Here is a 20,742-nt window from a genome sequence, read left to right on the forward strand (position 1 = left end):
CTACAACCCCTTGTTGAGATAAAGTCCAAGAGCGGCCAGAATTGCGCCTACCGCCCAAAAGGTAATAACAACTCTCCATTCAGACCATCCACTTAATTCAAAGTGGTGATGAATAGGACTCATTTTGAACACACGTTTGCCTCGTGTTTTGAAAGATATCACCTGAATAACTACAGATAGAATCTCAATCACGAACACACCGCCGATAATGACGAAAAGCAGTTCTGTCTTGGTTACTATAGCTACTGCACCAATTGCACCACCGATCCCAAGAGAACCGGTATCTCCCATAAATACTTTGGCAGGATGTGCGTTGTATACTAGAAAACCAAGTACAGCACCAATCATGGCAGCCGCACACACCGCAGCAGGCATCGAAGTTGCTTGCATCGCAACAATCGCAAATGCTCCGAAGGCTATAGCGCTAATCCCGGATAACAATCCGTCTAGTCCATCGGTAAAGTTCACCGCATTGGTGATCGCAAGCATCATGAAGACCACAAACGGATAATAGAACCATCCGGTCCAATCGAAGGAAACCGATGTACCTGGGATGGAGATTGCCGTGCTGTGTCCATTTTGAATTAACAAGTAACACATCACTGCACTGAAGAACAACTGACCGAGCATTTTTTGTCTAGCTGTCAGTCCAAGTGAACGTTTAAATACGATCTTGATGTAATCATCTAAGAATCCAATCAGACCAAAGCCCAGTGTAGCTACAAGCAGGACATAGAAGTCTGTATTCTTAACTGCTGAAAATTTCAAAAATGCCAATGTGAACGCGAGCAAAATCACGACTCCGCCCATTGTCGGTGTTCCGCTTTTTTTGAGATGGCTCTGTGGGCCATCCTCCCGTACCTGCTGCCCGAATTTCATACGTCGCAGCAATGGAATCAGGAGCGGTGCGGCAATCACCGCCAGAATAAATGAAACGCCGATTGTTAACAGTAATACCTGGAAATCCATGGGTTCACCCCTCTAGTCTACTTCATTTCTGTAATGGTGCTATTTTTAGTGCTTCGACCACGTCCTCAAGCTTCATTCCCCGGGAAGCCTTGAACAAGACAACATCTCTTGGCTGGAGCTTCTCCATAAGGTAACGGGTCAGTTCCTCTTTATCCTCAAAGGCAAGAACGGCTTCTGCAGGCATATGCTGCCTAGCCCCTTCAGCGATACTTGCAGCAAGAGAGCCATATGTCAGTACCATATCCATCTTATCTGGAGTCACATATGACCCAATGCCATAGTGAAGCTCTTCCTCTTGGGGCCCTAGTTCAAGCATATCTCCTAGTACAGCGACTTTGAAACGATATCCTCGTAAACTTTCAAGAACATCCACCGCTGCTTTCATTGAAGTTGGACTAGCATTATACGCATCATTAAGTATCGTGAGTCCACTGGAGGACTGGAGTACCTCAATACGCATACCTGTGAGCTTTAATCGGGACAACCCGTCAGCAACCTGCTCAGATTTCACACCGAAATGACGCGCAACAGCAAGGGCTGCCAGACAATTCACCACATTATGCGTACCTAACAGCGGAAGTGCATAGGCTGCTTCTCCCGATTGCTTACTCGTAAAAACAACGCCACTCGGAGCGTTCATGATCCCTGTCGGGTAATCGTCATTATCGGTTTGAAGTCCAAACGTTACTCGCTGCATGTCATTTGGCTGTATCGTTGATGGTTCAGCCAGCACTTGAGCGATTAACGGCTCGTCTCCGTTGTAGATCAACACACCGCTAGGCTTCATGCCTGCCGCAATTTCAGCTTTGGCTCTAGCAATCTCCAAACGAGACCCCAACTGAAGTAGATGAGATTCTCCAATATTCGTAATGATTGCCACATCAGGCTGGGCGATCTTGGATAGAACTTCAATCTCTCCCCGTCCACTCATGCCCATCTCCAAAATAATAATTTCGGTGTCTTCGTTCATGGACAGAACGGTCAATGGCAAACCGATATGATTATTAAAGTTACCTTGCGTTTTGTGTACTTTGTACGTCGTAGACAGAACTGCATCCACAATGTCTTTTGTTGTGGTTTTACCATTACTGCCTGTAATACCTACGACAGATGCACGACTCTCGTTCAGATAAGCCGATGCAAGTGCCTGTAGTGCGAGCAGTGTATCATCAACAAGGATGATTGCTCCGTCAGGAGCAGCACCATGATCCTTTTGCCACAACGCAGCTGCAGCTCCTGTCTCTAAACAGGTTTGCACAAATTCGTGCCCGTCAAACCTCTCACCCACAAGCGGAATAAACAAGCTGCCGACCGCTCGCTTACGTGAGTCTGTAAATACGCCTTCTACAAGCGTCTCACCATATGCGGCAGTGTCACACAACGTTCCTCCGCACATCTCCGCCAATTGTGCCAATGTTCGTTTTATCAATTGGATTTGCCCCTTATCGCTTCTTTGGCTATGATTCGATCATCAAAATCGGTTTTGGTTGTTCCGATAATCTGATAGGTTTCATGACCCTTGCCCGCAATCAATACTACATCGGCTGGGCTTGCCATTTCAATAGCCTCATGAATAGCCTGGCGTCGATCAACAATCATAACATAGCGATCCGCTGGAACGGATTCTTCAATCAGCCCTTGCTCAATGTCCTTAAGAATCAGGTCAGGATCCTCTGTCCGTGGATTATCTGAAGTGACAAAAACGACGTCACTATATGAAGCTGCAATTTTGCCCATCAACGGACGCTTGGTGCGATCCCGGTCGCCACCACAGCCAAATACGCAGATTACACGTCCTTCAGCAAATTCTTTGACTGTTTTAAGTACATTCTCTAATCCATCCGGTGTATGGGCATAGTCAACAATGACGGCAAACGGTTGTCCCGCATCAACTGCTTCTACACGTCCATCTACCCCTGGCACGGTCTCCAGGCTACGTTTGATTTCTTCAAGAGGAATGCCCTCAATGAGTGCTGCAGCAATTGCAGCCATGGCATTATACACATTGAATTTACCAACCATTCGTAGAGAAATATCTGTACTGCCTGCAAATGTATCCACATGGAAAGCTGTACCCTGAGAAGTAATTGAAATTTGGGATGCACGTACGTCTGCATTTTCACCCATACCATATGTAATCACTTCAGCCGCCGTAACGGAAATGAAATAATCTGCTGCCGGATCATCCGCGTTAATGACCGCAAATTTCCGTTTGGAAGCTTCTTCGGCATACCCATTGCCTAGGCGGGCAAAGAACAACCCTTTTGCTGCGCGATATTCTTCCATGGAATGATGGTAATCTAGATGATCCTGTGTCAAGTTGGTAAACACCGCTGTGCGGAACTCCGTTCCTTTTACACGACCCTGTTCAAGAGCGTGAGAGGAAACCTCCATAACGCAGCACTGCGTACCCGATTGTACCATATCATGCAAACTCCGCTGCAAATCAAGTGCTTCAGGTGTCGTACCTGACATCGGGTACGTACGACCGGCATAACGCATTTGGATCGTACCGATCAGCCCTGTATTTTGTCCATAGTCACTCATGATTTTTTCGATCAAGTACGTGGTCGTTGTTTTACCATTCGTTCCTGTTACTCCAATCATATTCATCTTGTGACTTGGCGAGTCAAAAAAGAAATCAGCAAGTACAGCCATGGCTACGCGGCTATCTCTCACAAGAAGCTGTGGCACGGGTAGATCGAGCAGTCGTTCCACAACCAGAGCTGCGGCTCCTGACTGTACGGCCTTCTCCGCATAATCATGTCCATCCACGGTATGTCCCGGAAGACAGATAAACAGATCTCCCGGTTGTACCTGACGAGAATCTGTCTGCAAGTTTGTGCACTCTGTATTTGGTTCACCATTCAGACGAGCAGTTATAAGTTTTGATGCAAGTTGTTTTAAGAGCACATGAATAACCTCACTTCTCAAAGTTTACTACTTCTGTATATGTCTTTATTATACTATCGTCATTATAACCAATTAATGAAACGCATCTGGATGAATTTTGTTGCGGTCAGGCCTTGAATAAGACTCAAGGTTCCTGACCTTCTTCTGCTGAATGATTATGAGCATCGTTCAGGACATCGCCCATATAGATACGTATGGTTGAACCTTGATCAACACGTGCTCCAGGCTTAGGTGCTTGATTAATTACATATTTCCCGCTGCCGGACTTCGCGAGCATGAAGTTCATATTCAGATCCTCGTACAAGTCCTCAACCGTCGCGCCTGTTAAATCAGGTACGGTTACGATTTTAGTTTCACCATATTTATATTCTTTGGCAACTTGATCCTTACGCACAGGAACTTTCATATAGTGAAGTGCATCCTCTAAAATATTTTGTACAATCGGCGCTGCTACCACACCACCGAATTGAATTCCCTTAGGATTATCCACAGCGGTATACACGACAATCTGAGGATCATCTGCTGGGGCAAAGCCGATGAAGGATACAATATGTTCACTGGAAGAATAGCGCCCATTAATAACCTTTTGTGCTGTTCCCGTTTTACCACCTACACGATAGCCATCAATAAAGGCTGGTCGACCGGTTCCTTTTGCGACAACACTCTCTAACGCTTCACGCACTTGTTTGGACGTATCCTCCGAAATGACTTGCCTTACAAGCTCTGGCTTAGCTTCCTCCATCACTTCACCTGTCTCAGGATGAACCCACGCCTTGGTAACATAAGGCTTGTAGAGCTTACCACCATTAATCGCAGCAGAGACTGCTGCAACTTGCTGGATCGGGGTCACAGATACACCCTGACCAAATGCAGTGGTTGCCAGTTCCACAGGACCTACTCGTGAGAGCTTGAATAGAATTCCACTCGCTTCACCACTAAGATCGATGCCCGTTTTGGTACCAAATCCAAAGTTTTTAATATACGAGAAGAGCGATTCCTTCCCTAGCTTTTGACCCAAAGCTACGAATCCAGGGTTGCAAGAGTTCTCGACAACCTGTAAGAATGTCTGGCTCCCATGCCCGCCCTTCTTCCAACAGCGTAACCTTGCACCGCCAACCTCTACATATCCGGGATCAAAAAACTGATCCTGCTGCAGATTCACTTTCTTTTCTTCCAGTGCTGCTGCTAAAGTGATGATCTTAAACGTTGAACCTGGCTCATATGTCATCCAGATTGGCAGATTGCGGTTATAAATCTCCGCAGGATACTGTTGATAGTCAGCAGGCTCATATCCCGGTCTACTAGCCATTCCCAGCACTTCACCCGTTTTGGGATTCATGGCAATGGCAAGCGCAGAGTTTGCTTGAAACTTGACCATCGCCTGATCTAACTCGCGCTCCATGATAGACTGAATGGACTTGTCGATCGTAAGCTCCAGATTCAGCCCGTCCCTCGGTTCCACATACTTCTCAGATGAGCCCGGCATTAGCCTTCCGGCCGCATCGGACAAGTAGGACACGCTGCCGTTCAAGCCATTAAGCTTATCATCATACTTTTTCTCTACCCCGGTTAAACCTTGATTGTCGATCCCAGTAAACCCAAGAATATGAGCAGCCAAATCACCATAAGGATAGAAGCGTTTATTGTCCTCTGCAACAACGATACCCGGAAGCTTCAAATCACGGATGCGTTGAGCTTTATCCATCGTAATTTTGCGGCCGCCGGGCTGTAGTCTGACAATGAGTTCTCTTTTCTTGATGGTTGCCAGCACTTTCTCTTCCGTCATGCCAAGCAGTGGAGCGAGTGCTTTTGCGGTGACCTCTGCTTCCTTCACCTGGGCAGGAATAGCCATGATGGTTGGACTCGTCACATTATAAGCAAGCGAGGTGCCATTCCGGTCCAGAATCTCTCCCCGTTTTGCCGAATACGGAATGTTCCGACGCCACGATTCCTCCGCCTTAGCCGACAGTTCCGGCCCCTTTCCCAGTTGCACATAAGCCAGTCGTATCACCAGAGCAGAGAACAATAAGATTAAAACAACTAAACTCCATAACAGCCTGCGCCGTAAATTTACACTTGATCCCTTCACGAAAAAGATCCCCCCACTCGTCCCAAAATCATGAGCTTCCTTACATTCATGAATATTCGGGACAACCAGGGGTTAGAACAAGCTGTATTTTATAATGCCATTGCGTATTATGGAAGTGAACTGTCCGTCTGATTACCTTCAGATGATTCGTTCTCACTTGAAGATGCAGCATTCTGATTGGTCTGACTCGCTTCTTCTCCCTGCCCGGCAGCATCTGATTTTGAATCTTCGGCATTCTTGTCAACCGCTGCGTCCGAAGAGTCTGGAGCATCATCTGCAATACCCGTGACAGCCGCCTTGGCCGTTTGAAGTACCAACTGAACCGTACGCTGCTCACCTGATACCTGTTCAGTCTGTTTCACAACAAAGCCTTCTCCTTTAACGGTTACGCCTACTTTGATCAAAGAGAGTACTTCAAGTGCATCTCGGAGAGATGAGCCCTTTAGATCCGGAATCTTCATCTTGCTGCTTTCTTCCGTTAGTAGGTAGATTCGCTGTCCAGGATTCATTAAATCTCCGGCAGCTGGATACTGACGAATCACATTTTCGCCTTGGCCTAATGTCTCATATGCAATACCAGCATTCAGTAATTGACTTCTCGCTTGCTTTGCTGTTTTGCCAATTAGATCAGGAGCCTTGATTTGAATGACAGGATCAGCCTTCGCTTTGCTATTAGCGGTTGATACCGTTTCTTTTGGAATTCCCCAATATTGAAGGGTTTGGCTAACGATTTTCTTAAATACCGGAGCGGCGGCAGTTCCGCCTCCAATATTAGCACCGCTTGGTTGGTCGATAAGAACCAGCATCGCGATTTTGGGATTGTTCACAGGTGCGAATCCAATAAATGAAACGACGTCTTTGGATTTACTATATTCCTTACCGTCCCATTTTCTGGCTGTACCTGTTTTACCCGCTACTCGATATCCTTCAATATAGGCGTTACGTCCTGTACCAATCGTTTGGTCTGCGACAACCTGCTCCAAATATCCACTCACAAGTTTGGAAGACTCCTTCGAAATAACCTGACGAACTTCCTTCGGCTTAATAACTTCTGTCGTTCCATCATTCGGATTAATGATCTCTTTAACCAGATGAGGTGTCAGTAGCTTCCCACCGTTGGCAATCGCTGAAATAGCTGCCACCTGTTGAATCGGTGTAACTTGTACGAGACCATGACCATAAGCAGCCGTTGCAATCTCTGACTTATACACCAGTGGTTTGATTGGTGAGGCCGACTCACTTGGAAGATCAATGCCTGTCTTCTTACCGAAGCCAAACTGATCAATATAGTGACGTAACCGATCACCGCCCAGCATGTTATAACCAAGGTTAACAAACGCAATGTTACTTGAACGTTTTACACCCTCCAAATACGAAATCCAGCCATATGCATGACCATTATCACTGATCGGATAACCGCCAATATAAACCCGTTTCGATTCAAAGGTCGCATTCGGATCGAATAACTTCTCTTCAACTGCCCCTGCTAAAGTGACAATCTTAAACGTGGAACCTGGTTCATAGATTGACTGCGTCGCATGGTTAATAAAGTTTTTCTGATCCGGTGTTTCTCCATACGTATTCGGGTTAAAGGTTGGCCAGTTAGCCATACCTAAGATTTCCATTGTATTTGGATCTGCTGCAATGACTGTCATACTCAGCGGATTGTATTTAGCCACAGCTTCTTTCATGGCATCTTCAATATAATATTGAATCGTATCATCAATCGTAAGTTTTAACGTTTTACCATTCTGTGGTGGCAGATACGTATCCTGAGAGCCTGGCAGTTTAATGCCTTTGGCATCCTTTTGGTAATTTAAATGCCCGTCCGTGCCTGTCAATACATCATCATAAGACACTTCGAGCCCGTTAACCGCTTTTCCATCCCGATTCATATAACCTAGCAGATGCGAAGCAAGTGTCTCCTCTGGATAATAGCGCTTCGATTCCTGTGTCATTACAATAGCATTTCGTGCCTTATACTTTTCCTGCAACTCTTCCCGAAACTCATTCACTTTCGCTTGGAGGTCAGGTCCAATCTTGTACCCCTCACTGCGCACTTCACGTTGGGCATAGAATCCGCCATTATCTGGTTTCTTCGCTGTGACGATCGCACGCATCTCACTTTCATTTTTACCTAGTATAGAAGAGAGTCTACTTGTAACTTCATCCTCGATACCTAGCTCATTAATTAGCAGGGGGTTTACAGATACGGTGTATGCAGGAGCATCCGTTGCCAGTACATTTCCGTTTCGATCTGTGATTGAACCTCGACTGGCCTTAATCGTCTGATCCCGTTCGATCAATCCGGTGGCTTCTTTTGTCCAAAAATCATTATTTACGATCTGAATGAAGAAGATTCGAATCACCAGTACAAGAAAAAAGAGGGTAATACATCCCCTATAAGTATCGTGCGCATTTTTATTCTTTTTACCATCGGTACACCTCTTTACTTACTTTGCTGTATCCGAAGAAGACCCTGTCTTTGTTGAACGTGGTACATAAATCACGTTTTTATCTGTCGCTTCAACGTAACCAAGTTCACGTGCATGTTCGATGACCAGATTGTTTAATTTCTCACGTTCCACTTGCAAATCAGCAATCGTCTTCTCAGCTTCTCTTACCTCGGATAACGTTGATTGCGCCTGTTTGTTCAGATCATAGATCTGAGCATAACGGGACATCATTACGCCACCTACCACGATTACTGCGACCAAAGTGATTAAGTATAGAAATTTTTCACGTGCGGGAAGTCCGGTACGACGGGTCACTACTTTCGTAGTTTCCTTGTACCGTTGCTGGGTCACACGCTGTTGTGACGCTTTTTCTTTTACAGCCAGATTACCACGTGTATATGCCATGCATAGGCTCCTCCTTCACTCTCAAGTTTACAATTTCTCTGCTACGCGCAGTTTGGCTGAGCGAGCACGGGAATTTTCAGCTAGTTCTGATTCCGTCGGAATCATCGGCTTCCTGTTGACTAAACGCAACGTTCCCTTACCGCCACACACGCATAAAGGGAAATCGGGAGGGCATGTACACTTCTCCAGATAACTGCTAAAAATCTGTTTGCATATCCGATCTTCAAGGGAGTGAAACGTTATGACAGATACACGTCCACCTGGTGCCAGGCATCGAACGGCCTGATGCAAGCCTTCCTCAAATGCCCCTAACTCATCATTAACTGCAATTCGTAGAGCCTGAAAACTTCTCTTAGCAGGGTGTCCACCGGTACGACGAGCTGCCGCAGGGATCCCTTCCTTGATTAACTCGACAAGCTCACCTGTAGTTTCAATAGGCGACTGACTTCGCTTATCTACAATGACACGTGCAATTCTTCTTGAGAACTTCTCTTCACCATAACGATAAAGGATCTGAGCAATTTCATCCTCTGGCCACTCGTTTACGATTTCTTTGGCAGTCAAAAATGCATCCTGATCCATTCGCATATCGAGCGGAGCATCGTGATTATAACTAAACCCACGTTCTCCTTCATCAAATTGCGGTGAGGATACGCCTAAATCGTATAAAATACCATCAACTTGTGGCACACCATCCTTCTGTGGAATGTCCAGTTCTTTCAGAACTTGTTCCAAATCACGGAAATTGGTCTTGACCAATGTTACACGGTCTCCATAGGCAGCTAACTTCTCACGTGCATTATCCAAAGCCCAATCATCCTGATCCAGTGCGATCAGACGTCCCCCTGGACCAAGCTTGGAAGCAATTACGGAACTATGTCCGCCACCGCCTAAAGTGCAGTCCACGTATATACCGTCCTGCTTGATGTTTAATCCCTCTGTTGCCTCTTCTTTGAGTACGGTTATGTGGTGAAACAACCTGCACCCCTCCTGACTTTATAAATCAAAATTAAAATCGACCAGCTTTTCGGCAATGTCGTTGAATACTTCTTCTGATTGATTAAAATAATTCTCCCAGATGTCTTTGCTCCAGATCTCTACCCGATTCGATACACCAAGAACAACACAATCCTTGTCTAGTTTGGCGTATTCCCTTAGATTGCCCGGCAAATTTACCCTACCCTGTTTGTCCAAATCACATTCAGTCGCACCAGAGAAAAAAATCGAGTAAATGCACGTGCATCTGACTTCATTAAAGGTAGAGCTTTGAGTTTCTGTTCCATGACCCCCCACTCCTCCATAGGGTACACGAAAAGACATTGATCCAACCCCCGTGTGACAACGAAAGACGGCCCTAGAGATTCGCGGAATTTGGCAGGAATAATAACCCGCCCTTTATCATCAATGCTATGTTGGAACTCCCCCATAAACATTGGCCCACTCACTCCTCACCCGTTTCTCCCACTTTGCCCCACTTTCCACCACCTAAGCATAATAGATTCGCACTAAAAAATCAAAACCCTTCTTACTTGCTTAACTTTTTTCATTTCAGCCACCAAAAAAACGCCTCTGACCCTGCAACTCAGGATCAAAGACGTTTCCTTCTACGGGCAACTAAACCTTTACCCGATTATGAGCCATATCATCAATACACTATTGTAGACCGTTTGAATCAGTTATTCAGCTTGTAATTATTGGGATTCGATTAGAATTTCCAGCTATCCAGGTATTTTTCTTGTTCTGTGGAGAGAGTATCAATCGTAATATCCAGACTTTCAAGCTTATAACTAGCTACTTGTTGATCGATTTCATAAGGTACATTGACTACATTTTTGCCAAGACTTGCATAATTTTCACTCACATAACGCAAACCGAGCGCTTGAAGTGCAAACGTCGTATCCATGATCTCAGCAGGGTGGCCGTCAGCTGCTCCCAAGTTTACAAGACGACCTTCTGCCAACAAGTACATCTTACGTCCATCTTTGAAGCGATATTCTTCAATGTTACGACGAACCGTGCGAATGGACTCGGAACGTTTAGCAAGTTCAGGCTTATTCACTTCGACATCAAAGTGACCTGCATTGCTCAGGATCGCACCATCTTTCATGACATCATAATGCTCACCCGTGATCACGTCTTTGTTTCCTGTAACTGCGATGAAGAAATCACCAATCTTAGCTGCTTCTACCATCGTCATCACGCGGAACCCATCCATATGTGCTTCTACTGCTTTGATCGGGTCAATCTCGGTTACGATGACATTCGCTCCGAGCCCTTTAGCACGCATAGCTACACCTTTTCCACCAGCCGTAACCAGCAACAACGACATTTTTCCCTGCTACGACGAGGTTGGTTGTACGTATAATACCATCAAATGCAGACTGCCCTGTACCATAGCGGTTATCGAACAAGTATTTGCAATAAGCGTCATTAACTGCAACCATCGGGAATTGCAATTGGCCTTCTTTCGCCAATGCTTTCAGACGGATAATACCCGTTGTCGTTTCCTCTGCACCACCACGAATCGTTGCAGCTAAGTCAGGGCGTTCTGATGCGATAATTGTAGCAAAGTCTCCACCATCATCAATGATGAGATCAGGCTTCACTTCAAGAGCGCGAAGTTGAAGTTGTTTGAACTCCGCAGGCTCTGGATTGTATTTTGCATATACCGTTACACCGTCTTCAACAAGAGCGGCACACACATCATCCTGCGTGGACAACGGGTTACTGTGGGTAATCGTCACTTCTGCCCCACCAGCCTGAATGACTTTAGCAAGATAAGCCGTTTTGGCTTCAAGGTGCAAGCAGATCGCAACTTTGAGTCCTTTAAATGGAAGATCCTGCTCAAATTGACGACGAATCCGGTTGAGCACAGGCATATGCGCCTCGACCCAATCAATTTTCAAATGTCCTTCTGGAGCAAGCCCCATGTCTTTCACAATACTATTTTGCAAAGCGGGTGTTGTCATTACAGATCCTCCTTAGTTTATATTCCTTCTATTATAAAGAGCGTTACAGTGAGATCACTTGATGTTGCCCCCGGAATTCACGCTGATCTTGAATCAATTCTTCAATCCACTCAGTTCCGTAGCGGTTCAGATAATAGAGCGTATTATGTACGCGTTCTTGTGGTTTATTCATTGGGAACAGAGCATTTTGTATGCCATTCCAATGTCTAAGCCCAACCTGATGTTTGAGTGATATCGCTTTGTTCGTCTGCTTTTGCAAATACTGAATTTGTTCGTTGATTTTCTTTAAATTCGTATCACAGATTCGATCCAGTCCGGGATGAATGGCCATAACTTGATCAAGTAAAGGACGATAGATATCAGCAATCGCCTGACTCGCCTGGCTGAATTGTTCCTCTACCTGAAACGTCTCCTGACCAGCAAGCCATTGATCACGTTTTTCTTCGAGATGGTATTGTACATCTTGGAAAGAGAGTCCGTACTGATTCATATGCTTCTGATGAACATCCTCAAGGATGGTGAATGACAAACGTGGTAACAGAATTGGCATCTGGAGACCAAACTGTGTAAATGCAGTACGTGTCAAACCCCAATAAGAGATCTCACCTTGCCCCAAAATAACGGCGACAACAGGCAGAATCGAATCCTGCATTAACGGACGGGTAAGCACGTTATTACTGAATCTCTCGGGATGTTCCGTTAACTCTTGTAACAAACGTTCTTCTGAAAAGGATACGAGACCTTTCCGATCCGTGTACAGACCGTCTTTCAAAAGCAACAGCAGCCGTGCCCCTCCATGAATGTAAAACAAGTTGGCGCCATCGTCTGCCACTTCTGCTGGCATGTCATAGCCTGCTTCTTTGACTAATGAAGCTCCGTGAAGATAAGCCTCACGCAAGATATCATTTTCACGAATGATCCGTTCAAAAACGGGTTGTTCTAATCGGCGAAGTTCGGGCGAAGCAGCATCCATAAGGATTAGTCCACTTTCGCCAAACAACGCAGCGATCAATCGAGCAAAAGCGTCACTGAGATTGGAACTTGAGTTATGGATATCAACCAGCAGTTTCATTAAACTCGGTTTATGTACCGTGTCAGGTAACAGATGCTCAACCTGCTCAATTGAAGTCATCCACTGTTCTGTGTCAACCTTAACGTTACTGACCGAATCACGTCCTTCAAAGCGTCCATGGAGCTTCAGCTTCACGATATCGCCTTGGGTATCCGGTAAATAGGTGTGGTTAACCTCATCCCAATCATGATCTTCTCCCGCAATCCAGAAGACGGGTACAACCGGGCGTTGTAATCTAGTCTCAGCTTCACGTGCAGCTGCTACTACACTGGCTGCTTTGTAAATAACGAACAAGGGTCCTGTCAACAAACCACTCTGCTGACCCCCTGTGACTACCAGCGCATGCTCTTCAGCCAAACGATCGAGTGATCGTTGCACAGCATCATCAGGGTTTAATCGCTTATTATATATACGTAGATATTCTACCAAGTCCTGACGGTTGATACGTGTGTCCTCCGATTGGTCGAGCCATTCGGCACGTCTACCTAGTTCAGATTCCCAGTGAATGTCATACTCATAAAGGCCACGCGCAGCATCACGTGAACAGATGTAGTCTTCTGCAAGCCGTGATCCGCTGCGGAGCGCCTCTGTAATACCTTTCATGAGGTCTGCCTCCTATTCTGCTTCAAAGCCTTTCTTGATTGTACCGAATCCAATGCCTCTTCGTCAAAAGAAAGTCACAAAAACTACAAAAAAACCGCCGAACAAGTCGACGGTTTAAGATACATAGATAAGTCCAGTTACAATTGGTTTATACGTAAGGCTCTGAAACCCAATGACCTTTGGAAACTTCAATTAATTGAGCATTTTCCAGGTTATATGGATCGTTTACAGGGCCACTACCTGCATTCTGGATTGGGCCTGATTGCTCATCCGGTAACAAAATACGACGTTTGTTCGCTTCAACTTCCGGATCAGGTACCGGAATTGCAGACAACAATGTTTTCGTATAAGGGTGGATCGGATTAGCGTAGAGCTCTTCACTTTCAGCAAGCTCAACCACTTTACCCATATACATAACCGCTACGCGGTCACTGATATGTTTAACCATGGACAAGTCATGTGCAATAAAGAGGTATGTCAAGCCAAGACGTTGTTGGAGCTCTTCCAACAATTTAACAACTTGAGCTTGGATCGATACATCCAATGCAGACAAAGGCTCGTCACAGATGATGAATTTAGGGTCTACAGCCAAGGCACGGGCAATCCCGATCCGTTGTCTTTGACCACCAGAGAATTCATGTGGGTAACGAAGCGCATGGCTTGGATTCAAGCCTACCAGATCAAGCAGTTCTTCAACGCGTTTTTTACGCTCAGCCCGGCTGGAAGCCAAACCGTGGATATCTAGAGATTCACCGATAATATCCATAACGTTAAAACGAGGGTTCAAGGATGCATATGGATCTTGGAAGATCATCTGCATGTCTTTACGCATTTCCTTCATCTTACGTGGAGACAGCTTGTAGATATCTGTTCCGTTAAAGTTAACACTTCCGCCAGTTGGTTCATAAAGGCGCAGAATGGTACGACCTGTTGTAGATTTACCACAACCAGATTCGCCTACAACCCCAAGGGTTTCGCCTTCAAAAATATCAAAGCTGACATCATTAACCGCCTTAAGAATGTTACCTTTACCCAGATTGAAGTATTGTTTCAAGTTTTTCACTTGAACTAGCGGCTTGTTGGCACCTTTGATAATACCAGCCGGTGCAGGTTTTTCTTTCTTAGGCTCATCCAAGCGTGGTAGAGCGTTCAGCAATTTAATCGTGTATGGATGTTGAGGATTGCTAAAGATTTCGGCAGTTGTTCCTGTCTCAACCACTTCGCCTTCCTTCATAACAACAACACGGTCACACATACCAGCAACTACACCAAGGTCATGGGTAATCAGCATGATCGATGTTCCGAGTTTTTGTTGCATATCCTTCATAACGTCCAGAATTTGCGCCTGAATCGTTACGTCGAGTGCTGTTGTCGGCTCATCCGCGATAAGAAGAGATGGACGGCACGCAAGCGCGATCGCGATCATCGCACGTTGACGCATACCACCGGAGAATTGGTGCGGGTAATGGTTCATGCGAATAGCTGCATTTTTGATTCCCACGAGTTCCAACATTTCCAGAGCGCGTTTTTCCGCTTCTTTCTTGGACATATTCTGGTGCTTACGCAGAACTTCAGTGATCTGTTTACCTATTTTAATTGTAGGATTCAATGAAGTCATTGGATCTTGGAAGATCATACCGATATCTTTACCACGAATAGCTTCCATTTGTTTATCTGTCTTATTTAATAGGCTTTGCCCGTGAAAAGTAATTTCTCCACTTTTGACCTTCGAAGGCGGGGAGGGAATCAACTTCATGATCGTTTGGGCGGTAACACTCTTACCACTACCCGATTCACCAACGATCCCCAACGTCTCTCCTTTGCCAAGTTCAAAACTCACATTTTTAACGGCATCAAATTCTCCAGAACGTGTCGTAAAGGACACGCTCAAATCTTTGACTGTTAAAATCGGCTCCATTAATCCCACCTCCTATTTCTATTTACGTAATTTCGGATCGAGTGCATCACGCAGACCGTCACCGAGCAAGTTAAATGCTAACATTGTGATAACCATCAAACCTGCTGGGAACCACATACGCCAAGGGAACAGCGTCCAACCTGTCAATGCATCATTGATCATTGAACCTAGTGAAGATCTTGGTGCAGATACACCTAGTCCGAGGAAGCTCAAGAAAGCTTCGGCAAAGATCGCATTTGGAATAGACAATGTCAATGTTACGAGAATTGGACCGATAGCGTTAGGCAGCAAATGACGGAACAACTGACGAGTTGTGCTTGCACCCATCGAACGTGCCGCGAGAATAAAGTCTCTGTTTTTGAGTTGCATAATCTCTCCACGGACAATCCATGACATACTGATCCAGCCCGTAATGGTGAGTGCAATGATAATGGTAGTCAAACTTGGTTCCAATACAACCAACAACAAGATTACAACGAGCATGTACGGCAAAGAGTAAAGAATTTCGGAGAACTTGTTCATAATTCCATCTACACGTCCACCGTAGAAGCCCATGATTGCCCCATAAATAACACCGATAATAAGGTCAATCAACGCTGCTGCCAAACCTACAGTAAGGGATACACGTGCACCGACCCATGTTCTTACCCATACATCACGACCGAGCTCGTCCGTTCCGAACCAGTGCTCCGCACTTGGTGCTGAGTTGGAATTCATTAGATCATTGGAATAATAGTTATACTGAGTAAACAACGAAGTTGGACCGATTATAGAGAAAATCACGACAAGGATTAAGATACCTAGACTAATCATTGCGGCTTTATTGGCTGCAAGTCTATACATAGCATCTTTAAAAAGAGATATGCTTTCTTCCGATTTAACCGCTGCCTGACTGTTCAGGTCAGTGTTAGCCGTTTCATTTTTTTTATTGTTCGTGCCAGACAACGTTATGCCCCCTTCCGGCTTTCCAGCTTAATTCTAGGATCAATTAGCACGTAAGCAATATCTGTGAAGAAACGTGCCAACATCAGGAGAATACCGTAGAAGATCGTAATCCCCATGATCATTGTGTAATCACGGTTTGTGATACTTTCTACGAATACTTTACCAATACCACCAATGTTAAAGATTTGTTCAATAACTACGGAACCTGTAATAATATTTGCTGTCATTGGACCAACATAAGTCACAACAGGAAGAATACCATTACGTACAACGTGTCTGAACATAATTGCAGGCCATTTCAGACCTTTAGCTTTCGCTGTTTTGATGTAGTCAGCATGAAGCACTTCCAGCATGCTTGAACGCGTCAAACGAGCGATAAAGGCGATCGGAGATGCAGATAGAGCTGCAACCGGGAGCACATAGTCGAGTGGTCCGTCGAAGCCCATTACGTTAAACCATCCGAGTTTGGATGCAAAAATGTATTGCAATAGGGACGCTAACAAGAAGCTTGGTACCGCGATCCCGATAACAGCAAGCACCATCGTGACATCATCAATGAGTTTACGGTGATACACTGCTGCGATCAGACCAAGCAGTACACCCACTATAACGGAGATAATAATTGCGAAGACACCCAGTTTAAGTGACGCTGTAAACGTTTGAGTAATCATGTCGGTTACTTCTTGGTTCAGGTATTTCATAGAAACCCCGAAATCCCCTTGAATAATTCCACCCATGTACTTCAGATATTGAACAAACATAGGCTTGTCTAATCCATACTTCACTTCTAGTAGTGCCCGAATTTCAGGCGTTACTTTTTTCTCGGATGTAAAAGGGTCACCCGGAATGGCCTTCATTAGGAAGAAGGTTGCTGATGCGAGTATGAAAAGCGATAGCAGCATAAATAGCAGTTTTTTCAGCACGTACTTAACCAACCCTTGCACACCTCCAAAAACAATATTTTGTATACAAATCGATTGTAGAATTAGACAACAATAAAGTCCAATCCATTTATCGGAAATTTCAAGAATTATAAGGAAAATCAGTTCACATACAAAAAAATCGGGATATATATGGAATTCCACATATATATCCCGAAGTAATCATATAGACTTCAGAACAACTTATTTCTCTTCCAGATATGCACGAGTGAAGTCAATTGCTCCACTGAAATCAAGTTGTACGCCTTTCAGGTAAGGCTTAGTCAAAGATACGTTAGTGTAGTAGTAGATTGGCATAACAGCCATTTCATCTTGAATCAGGATTTTTTCAGCGTCAGCGAAAGCAGCCATACGAGCAGCTGGTTCAGCAGATTTTACAGTGTCTTTTACATCTTTGTCATACTGAGCGTTGCTGAACTTGGAATCGTTGTTTGTGTTTCCAGTAGTCCACATTTCCAAGAAGTTGTACGGGTCATTATAGTCTGCAGACCAACCTGCACGAGCGATTTGGAAGTTTTGGTTTTGACGGTTCTCAAGGAATACGCCCCACTCTTGGTTTTCAGTTTTCACGTCAACACCAAGATTGTTTTTCCACATATCAGCGATAGCCAAAGCGATTTTTGCATGGTTGTCACTTGTGTTGTAGATCAAAGTGATTGCAGGCAACGTAGTGTAACCTTCTTCTTTCATACCTTCTTCAAGCAATTTTTTAGCTTCTTCTACATTTTCAGTGAAGTAGTCATCTTTGTGCTCATCACGGAATTCGCCGTTTTCACCGCGGATACCTGGAGGTACGAAACCGAATGCTGGAATTTGTCCACCTTGAGTTACTTTGTCAACGATTGGTTGACGGTTAATAGACATTGCAAATGCTTTACGGATTTTAACGTTGTTAAATGGAGCTTCATTTACGTTAAATTGGTAGTAGTACGTACTTGCGATACCAGTAGCTTTGAACTCATCTGGCAATTCTGCTTTCACAGAAGGAATTTGGTCAGTTGGGATCTCACCGTTAGGTGCACCAGTGTAATCCAATTGTCCGGATTTGTAAGCTTGCAGTTCAGAAGCACTGCTGCTTGTCAGGGACATATCGATTTGAGTCAATTTGATATCAGATGCTGCATGGTAGCCATCATTTTTCTTAACTACGATTTTTTGACCTTTAGCGTACGTATCCATAGTGAATGGTCCGTTAACGATCATGTTTTTGTAGTCTGTGAAGAATTTGTCATTTGTATCAGCAGACTGGTGTACTGGGTAGTACGTATAGAATGCTGTCAGACCCAAGAAGTAAGGTGTAGGGTTTTCCAAAGTAACTTCAAGCGTATGCTCGTCTGTCGCTTTAACACCTACTTGTGCGAAGTCAGTAACTTTAGTACCTTCGAATGTTTCATCAGAGCTACGGTTGTAACCTTCAGCACCTTTGATGTAGTACAATTGGTAAGCATAAGGAGAAGCAGTTTCTGGTTTCAATGCACGCTCCCAAGAACGAACAAAGTCTTCAGCAGTGATTGCATCACCGTTGCTCCATTTTGCTTCCGGGTTCAGGTTGAAAACATATTTCAAACCATCTTCAGAAATTTCCCATTTTGTAGCGACACCTGGTGCTTCTTTACCATCAGCATCGATGCGTACAAGACCTTCATACAAGAATTTCAAAACTGTGTTGGTTTGGCTGTCTTTTGCTTGAGCCGGGTCCAACGTAGGAGGTTCAGCTGTCAGGTTGATTTTCAGCACTTGATCTTTCGCAAGACCATTACTTTCGCTTGCAGAACCAGTATCGGTGTTGTTACCTGTGCCTTCATTTTTCGATCCGCACGCTGCAAGTACGGTACCGAACGCCAAGATCAGCGTCAAAAGGACTAATAGACTTTTCCTTTTCATCTAACACTTTCCCCCTAAATTGATGTGGTTTATGTTTATAGATTATACAACCACCGGTCAAAAAAATCTACATTACTTTTTCAGAAAGTAATGTTTTTTTCACTTTTCGACAAATTCGACACATTTTTTAACCCTTTTGCGTTATGTAACCTTACATCACTTTCACAAAATATCTAAAAAGTCCAAATATAGTAAACAAAATGTAACCAAAACTCATCATTACAAATGCCATACGCCAAACTGCCCGGAACATTCGTCCCCCATCCACTTTACCTTTTAGTCGATTTTGCGCCCCTCCTACCAATCCAAGTGCTATTAGTATGAAAATAAGCGTCAAATAAAAACCAAAATTCGTTTCAAATGTTAAGTTGAATAACGCAGATACAGAGAAAATTAGAAATAACGTTGTAACATCCATCGCTTTTCGAACCGCAACCCGTTTATCCTTTTTCCAAGCATACATAACCCAATAGACAATAATGAAAGGAAAGAAGGGCAGTATACTCAACGTGATAAAAAAGCTCATCAATTCACTCCTTCCGGATGCATACCTTTGATTAAATGCAGCAATGTTTCATGCAACGGAGCAGTCAGTCCACATTGGTGCGCCAAATTTACAACTTGCCCATTAATGGAGTCAATCTCAGTACGGCGTCCTTCCAGAACATCTGCAAGCATTGAGGAGGTATTCGAAGCCGTCGCCTGGCATACGGACAACAGTTGTTCCCAGAGATCTACATCCATCGTAATTCCGTTTGCTTTATATACCCTTGTTGCCTCATCATAGAGCTGGCGCATGACCATGGTGCGTTCTTTATTTTGAAGTAATTGACCATTTGGTACTCGCCAGATTGCCGTAAGTGGATTAATGACTGCATTGATGATCAACTTCCTGTATATCAGCTTATCGATTTGATTCGACACTGTACAGTCAAATCCTGCCTGTTGTATAGTCTGCACCAAACTTATTAGTTCATTCTTCCCTATCTGCACTACAGAACGGGGTGAAGCATCTGCGCTTTGACCAATCCAAGTCTGGCCTTTACCAGCACGAATTACCTCGTTACCTAGTCTTTTTGCCCCTTCTGTAGTTATTGCATTATATATAGTAGCTGTTGGCGTAGCTTTTTGTATTTTCGAGACATGCCCGATCCCATTTTGGAAACATACAATATTAAGAGGTTCCTGCTCTATCGTACCAATGTCACGAATGAGTTCATCCATTGCTGTCTGCTTCACCATCAGAAGTAACCAATCCCCAGGTGAATGTGCCCATGTCTCGCCCAACTTCTTGATGCAATAGGCCTGAATGTCCCTTCCGCTTATTCGCAGCGCTTCTGCTTCGCTCGGCTCTGTAATTTGCAATCCACGCTTCTTCATGTCGGACGCTTGCTCAGAAGTTCTAGTCCAATATCGCACCTGATAGCCAGCAGCATGTAGTTTACTCCCATATAACAATCCAAGTGATCCTGCGCCTATAATGTCAATAATCATATGACACCTTCCTCTCGCCATTCTCCATTTCTTAGATTATATCTATATATCATAGAACAAAATGGTCAAACAAAAAACCCGCAC

The 20,742-nt window shown here is 44.5% G+C and carries 14 protein-coding genes and 2 pseudogenes; all 16 read right to left on the reverse strand.

Translation table 11 applies throughout. The features are described 5' to 3' along the window. Positions 1–969 (reverse strand): phospho-N-acetylmuramoyl-pentapeptide-transferase, encoded by a 969-nt coding sequence (gene mraY / locus DMB88_RS20680; protein ID WP_056696140.1) that lies wholly within the window; start codon positions 967–969, stop codon positions 1–3. A 22-nt stretch (positions 970–991) separates the two neighbouring features. After that, positions 992–2,395 (reverse strand): UDP-N-acetylmuramoyl-tripeptide--D-alanyl-D-alanine ligase, encoded by a 1,404-nt coding sequence (gene murF / locus DMB88_RS20685; protein WP_128104536.1) that lies wholly within the window; start codon positions 2,393–2,395, stop codon positions 992–994. Continuing rightward, positions 2,395–3,882, reverse strand: a complete 1,488-nt coding sequence (locus DMB88_RS20690; RefSeq protein WP_128102856.1) for a UDP-N-acetylmuramoyl-L-alanyl-D-glutamate--2,6-diaminopimelate ligase — start codon at positions 3,880–3,882, stop codon at positions 2,395–2,397. Before DMB88_RS20690 ends, murF begins: the two co-directional genes overlap by 1 nt. Before the next feature lie 124 nt (positions 3,883–4,006). Further along, a complete protein-coding gene (locus tag DMB88_RS20695; RefSeq protein WP_128102857.1) occupies positions 4,007–5,971 on the reverse strand; it encodes a stage V sporulation protein D in 1,965 nt (654 codons plus the stop codon). 107 nt (positions 5,972–6,078) lie between these two features. Further along, positions 6,079–8,277 carry a penicillin-binding transpeptidase domain-containing protein gene (locus DMB88_RS20700; protein ID WP_254438276.1) on the reverse strand — a complete coding sequence of 733 codons (2,199 nt, stop codon included), beginning with the start codon at positions 8,275–8,277 and terminating at the stop codon, positions 6,079–6,081. A 147-nt stretch (positions 8,278–8,424) separates the two neighbouring features. Continuing rightward, complete coding sequence (locus tag DMB88_RS20705; protein ID WP_128102858.1) at positions 8,425–8,832, reverse strand: hypothetical protein; 408 nt, start codon at positions 8,830–8,832, stop codon at positions 8,425–8,427. A gap of 27 nt (positions 8,833–8,859) precedes the next feature. After that, positions 8,860–9,810 carry a 16S rRNA (cytosine(1402)-N(4))-methyltransferase RsmH gene (gene rsmH / locus DMB88_RS20710; RefSeq protein WP_128102859.1) on the reverse strand — a complete coding sequence of 317 codons (951 nt, stop codon included), beginning with the start codon at positions 9,808–9,810 and terminating at the stop codon, positions 8,860–8,862. A gap of 18 nt (positions 9,811–9,828) precedes the next feature. Beyond that, a pseudogene (mraZ, locus tag DMB88_RS20715) lies at positions 9,829–10,265 on the reverse strand (division/cell wall cluster transcriptional repressor MraZ). Between the two features lie 272 nt (positions 10,266–10,537). Continuing rightward, positions 10,538–11,801, reverse strand: a pseudogene (locus DMB88_RS20720) (adenosylhomocysteinase). A 43-nt stretch (positions 11,802–11,844) separates the two neighbouring features. Further along, positions 11,845–13,476, reverse strand: a complete 1,632-nt coding sequence (bshC, locus tag DMB88_RS20725; RefSeq protein WP_128102860.1) for a bacillithiol biosynthesis cysteine-adding enzyme BshC — start codon at positions 13,474–13,476, stop codon at positions 11,845–11,847. Positions 13,477–13,624: 148 nt separating this feature from the next. After that, complete coding sequence (locus DMB88_RS20730; protein WP_128102861.1) at positions 13,625–15,394, reverse strand: ABC transporter ATP-binding protein; 1,770 nt, start codon at positions 15,392–15,394, stop codon at positions 13,625–13,627. 18 nt (positions 15,395–15,412) lie between these two features. Continuing rightward, the gene (locus tag DMB88_RS20735) at positions 15,413–16,294 is read right to left on the reverse strand and encodes an ABC transporter permease (protein ID WP_251382472.1); all 882 of its coding nucleotides are present in this window, start codon (positions 16,292–16,294) and stop codon (positions 15,413–15,415) included. 47 nt (positions 16,295–16,341) lie between these two features. Then, complete coding sequence (locus DMB88_RS20740) at positions 16,342–17,274, reverse strand: ABC transporter permease (RefSeq protein ID WP_128102863.1); 933 nt, start codon at positions 17,272–17,274, stop codon at positions 16,342–16,344. A 189-nt stretch (positions 17,275–17,463) separates the two neighbouring features. Next, positions 17,464–19,164 carry a peptide ABC transporter substrate-binding protein gene (locus tag DMB88_RS20745; RefSeq protein ID WP_128102864.1) on the reverse strand — a complete coding sequence of 567 codons (1,701 nt, stop codon included), beginning with the start codon at positions 19,162–19,164 and terminating at the stop codon, positions 17,464–17,466. A gap of 151 nt (positions 19,165–19,315) precedes the next feature. Then, positions 19,316–19,690: a DUF3397 domain-containing protein gene (locus tag DMB88_RS20750; protein ID WP_128102865.1), complete on the reverse strand. Its 375-nt coding sequence runs from the start codon at positions 19,688–19,690 to the stop codon at positions 19,316–19,318. Continuing rightward, on the reverse strand, positions 19,690–20,658 hold the full coding sequence (locus DMB88_RS20755; RefSeq protein WP_164848748.1) for a ketopantoate reductase family protein: 969 nt from the start codon (positions 20,656–20,658) through the stop codon (positions 19,690–19,692). Before DMB88_RS20755 ends, DMB88_RS20750 begins: the two co-directional genes overlap by 1 nt. Between the last annotated feature and the right edge of the window lie 84 nt (positions 20,659–20,742).

Source organism: Paenibacillus sp. DCT19 (assembly GCF_003268635.1).
GTDB lineage: Bacteria > Bacillota > Bacilli > Paenibacillales > Paenibacillaceae > Paenibacillus.